Annotated in this window: 2 protein-coding genes; one reads left to right on the top strand and one right to left on the bottom strand. The window is 61.7% G+C overall.

Features of this window, described 5'->3' with window-relative positions; translation table 11 throughout:
• Positions 1-185: 185 nt before the first annotated feature.
• Entirely contained in the window at positions 186-1,901 is a 1,716-nt protein-coding gene (locus E8A46_RS10595) for a SulP family inorganic anion transporter (protein ID WP_291560269.1), read from the bottom strand.
• A gap of 117 nt (positions 1,902-2,018) precedes the next feature.
• Between E8A46_RS10595 and E8A46_RS10600 the strand changes: the two genes are divergently transcribed.
• The coding region (locus tag E8A46_RS10600; protein ID WP_291560272.1) for a diguanylate cyclase at positions 2,019-4,908 on the top strand (2,890 nt) is incomplete at its 3' end.

Consider the following 4,908-nt stretch of genomic DNA (forward strand, 5'->3'; position numbering starts at 1 on the left):
CCGCCTGCGGGGAGAGGTCGATCACGAAGTGATCGGGTGAGGGGGACTATCCGCGAGTCCGGCTTTGACGAGAGTCCCCCTCACCCCAACCCTCTAAGAGCGAGCTCTGCTCGTCTCGACCCCGCAAGCGGGGAGAGGGAGCAGCGACTGATCGCCGCCGCACCTCAACCTAAACTCATGCCGCTTTAGTGGACCGCAGCCTTCCCGCCGCGCGCCTGGATCGCTTCCTCGACGCTATGAAACTGACGATCCGGACCCAACAGCGCATCGATGCCGAACCGTACGAGGGCATGCTGCGCGCGGGTCGATTCCAGCCGGGCAATGGCAAAATCGACGCCGTCGGCATGACAGCGGCGAATGAGCTCGGACAGGATCTGCGCCGCGGTAAAATCGATCTCGACAATGCCCGTCGCCTCCAGCACCAGCAGCCGCGCCTTTTGTGGCGAGGACTTCAAGGCTTCCAGAATGTCGCGACGGAAGTGATAGGCGTTGAGAAACGACAGCGGCGCCGGAAATCCCGCGACGATAATGCCGGGCTCCCGCTCGCCGGGAAGATTTGAACTCGAAGGCCACCAGATTGAGGTTCCCGGCACGCGTTCGAAGACCTGCACGCGGGCGCGCGTCGTGCTCCACAGGCCGTGCAGCAGCGACATCGCAATGCCGATGCCGACCCCCTGTTCGATCGGCAGAACGATGATGGCCGCCGCCGTCAGCAGGATCAGCAGAAATTCGCCCAGCGACTGTCGGTAGATCGTCACGATCTGGCGGACCCGGATGATGCGGAGTGCGACGAACAGCAGAACGCCGCCGAGTGCGGCGTTGGGGATCTGACGCAGCAGCGAGGCGCCGAATGCCAGCAATGCGATCACGATCGCCGCGGCGGCGAGGCCGGCGACCTGGGATCGCCCGCCGGTTTCGGAAACCACCGCCGTGCGCGGCGGGCTGGCGTCAACGGGAAACGCGCCGATCAAGCCTGACAGGATACTGCCGACGCCGACGCCGACGAAGTCGCGATCGACATCCGGCGGCTCGTTGCGATCGGACGGAAAGGATCGTGTCGTCGCCGCCGTCTGCACCATGATGACAATCGAAATGATGAGACTGAGCGACACCAGGCTCGCCAGGTGACCGGCCGAGATGACCGGAATCGCAAGCGCCGGCATCCCGACCGCGACCGCGCCGAGAACGTCAACGCCCCTGCTCTCAAGCCTGAGCAGCATCACGGCCGCGCTCGCCAGCGCAACGCCGATCAACGCGCCGGGTATTCGCGCATCGATCCGCTCGGACAAGGCGATGATCGCCAAGACGCCGAGGCCGATCACGAGCGTGAACGCATTGGTTTGGCCGAGATGCTCCGCAAGGGTCGCTAGGCGCTGCAGCATGGGACCCCCGGGCGCGGGCAGGCCGAGTATCACCGGCAATTGCGAAATCAGGATATGGACCGAAATGCCGGCGAGAAAGCCGATGGTCACGGGTACCGAGAGCAGGTCGGCGATCCAGCCCAGGCGGAAAATTCCGGCCGCGAACAGCAAAAGTCCGACCATCAGCGCGAGCGCTGCGGCCAGCATCAGGTAGTCCGCCGAGCCGGACACGGCCAGCGCGGCCAGGCCTCCGGCAAAAATCGGCGTGATCGTCGAATCCGCGCCGCACGACAGGAAGCGGTTGCTGCCGAACGCCGCGAACGCCAGCGAGCCTGCCAGAAAGGCGAAGAAGCCGATCTGCGGCGTGAACCCGCCGAGCCGCGCCGTTGCCATCTGCTCGGGGATCGCGATCGCGGCAAGGGTGAGGCCTGCAAACAGATCGCGGCTGAGGAATTGAAGACGATACCCGCTGAAGGAGCGGAACACCGGCCAGCCCCCGCTTGCGCGCGCAGAACTCGCAGAGCTGGAAGTATCCACCATTGCCCGTTGCCTCCCCTGATCAACGCCCGCGGTTGAGCTGCCGGCGAAGCTTCGATTCCACGCGTTGGCGGAAGGGACGCTATCATGACGCTCCGGATGCCGAAACAGAGGCCTGAAATGGCCGCGGCTGACCGCGCCGCAGAGGCCGTGGGCTGCTTTGGGAAGGCAAAGTTTGATCGAACACGGAGACGAGCTCGTCGGCGGCATGCGCGGACAGGCCCGTCCTCCGCCTCTGTTGTTACGGCGGCCTGGCGGCCGGGTCGCTGCGGCGCGGGCTGTCACGACCTCACCGGCCCAGAACCCTCGATTAAGCCTTCGGTAACCGGTTTCCCTAACGGCTATGCCACTAATGCATCGTATGCATATCTGCTGGAGAGTCGGGGAATGCGGCAGTTAGCTTTCAGCATTTGGGGCGGGCTTGGAAAGCTCCGAACCGGGGCAATCGGGTCTTATCATGCCGTCATCTCGATCCGGCGCGACCCGGTCCTGTGGCTGATCCTCTGCGGCATTTTCCTGATTGCGGCGATCGTCATCGGCACCGCGCTCACGGTCGGTGAATTTCGCGAGAGCACGCTGCGAAACAACGAGCGCGAACTTGAAAACACGGTGCTGCTGCTCACCCGCCACTTAGACCAGCAGTTCGAGGACAGTGAGATCATCACCAATGATTTGATCTCGAAGATGCAGTTTTCCGAGATTGCTTCGCCTGAAGCATTCAAGGGCCAGATGTCCGGTTTCAGCGCCCATCTGATGCTGCAGTCCAAGACCAGCGCCTTGTCTTATGTCGGTGACGTCAATCTGTTCGATTCCGACGGACAGCTGATCAATTCATCAGGCGACTGGCCCGTGCCGGCGGTCAGCATTGCCCATCGGGCCTTTTTCAAGGACTTCAAATCGAACCCGCAAGCGACGGCGGTCGTGGTCGAACCGGTTCGCAGCGTTTTCACCGGCGGCTGGACCACGATCCTTGTCCACCGACTGATTGGACCGAATGGGGTCTTTCTTGGCGTGCTGGGGAGGCGGATCGATCCCATCAATTTTGAAAAATTCTTTGCATCCGTCGCACTTAGTAATGGCATGGCGATTTCCCTGTTCCACCGCGATGGCACGATGCTGGCGCGTCACCCACACGCCGATTCAATGATCGGGCAGAAACTCAAAAAGGCACCCCTGCTGCACAAGATCCTGACCGAGGGCGGCTATCAGACCGTGCGGTTACAAAGTCCCATCGATGGCAAGGAAAGGCTCGGTTCAGCCGGCGAACTGACCCATTTCCCGATCATAATCGTTGCGACCACGACGGTCGAAGCAGCGCTGGCGGACTGGCGCGCCCAAACCAGACTCATGATCGCCGCTGCCGGCCTCTCCGCATTGGTGATCGCCATCCTTCTGTTCCTGATCGTGAGAAGGATGACCTGGCAACATCGGGAATCGCGTCAGCGGCTGGAGCAGGAAAAGCACCGGCTCGACACCGCGCTGAACAACATGACGCAAGGCCTTATTCTGTACGACGCATCGGCGCGTGTCGTCGTTTGCAACCAGCGCTATATCGATATGTATCGGCTATCACCGGCGGTGGTAAAGCCGGGCTGCCATTTTTTTGATATTGTTCAGCACCGCAAGGACATCGGCTCCTTCAAGGGGGACGTCGAGGAATTTTGTTCGGCCGTTCTGGCCAACGTCGCGCAGGGGAAGGTTACCCACACTATTCTCGAAACCGCCGATGGACGCGCGGTTCAGATCGTCAATCGGCCGTTGGCGCAGGGTGGCTGGGTTGCGACAATGGAAGACATAACGGAGCACCGGAACCTCGAACAGGAACGCGACCGGAATTATGCATTCCTGCGTCAGATCATTGACCACATACCGTCGCAGATCACCGTGAAAGGTGTACGCGATCGCCGCTATGTGCTGGCAAATCGGGTGGCCGAGATTCATGTCGGCTTGTCGAACGATGCCATCGTCGGCAAGACTGCCAGCGATATATTTCCAAGGGTATTCGCCGAGAAAATCGCAAGGGATGACGAGGAGTCGCTGCGTTTCCCCGACGGCCTGTCGCTGGACGAGCACCGCTGGGAAAGCAACGTGTCGGGCAGCCGCTTGATCACCTCAAAGCGTATCGGCATCCGGGATCAGGCCGGCGAACCCCGCTATATCATCAATGTTGTGGAAGACGTCACCGAGCGCCGGCGTGCCGACGAAAAGATTGCGCACCTTGCGCATTACGACGCGCTGACCGACCTGCCGAACCGCGTGCTGTTCCGCGAACAGGTCGAACGGGAGCTGCAGCGATCCAGTCGGGGCGAGCAGTTCGCACTGCTTTATATCGACATCGACGAGTTCAAGGGCATCAACGATTCGCTCGGACATCATGTCGGCGATCAACTGCTGAAGATCGTGGCTGCCCGGCTCAAGAACTGTATCAGGGAGACCGACCTTGTCGCGCGGCTCGGTGGCGACGAGTTTGCGGTCATACAGTCGAATGCGGGCAACGTCGCCGATGTCGTGGAGTTCGTTACACGAATTCATGAAGCGATCAGGCAACCCTATCAATGCCTCGGCCACCAACTCTCGACCGATGCCAGCATCGGCATCGCGCTGGCTCCGCGCGACGGCACCGATCTGGAGCAGCTCATCAAGAATGCCGATCTGGCGATGTATGCGGCCAAGGCCGACGGCCGCCGAACCCATCGCTTTTTCGAGCCGGCCATGGACGCCAGCGCAAAAGCCCGGCTTAAAATGCAGCAGGATCTGCGCCAGGCGCTCGTGGACGGCGGCTTCGAGATTCACTATCAGCCGGTGGTGGACCTTCGTCACGACGAGGTGGTCGGCTGCGAAGCCCTGCTGCGCTGGCGCCATCCCGAACGTGGCATGGTCTCGCCTGCGGAATTCATCCCGGTAGCGGAAGACACCGGCCTGATCGTTGAGCTCGGCGAATGGGTGCTGAGAACCGCTTGCGCGGAGGCGGCCAGCTGGCCGGATCACATTCGCGTTGCCGTCAACGTCT

Source organism: Bradyrhizobium sp. (assembly GCF_004799445.1).
Taxonomy (GTDB): Bacteria; Pseudomonadota; Alphaproteobacteria; order Rhizobiales; family Xanthobacteraceae; genus Bradyrhizobium.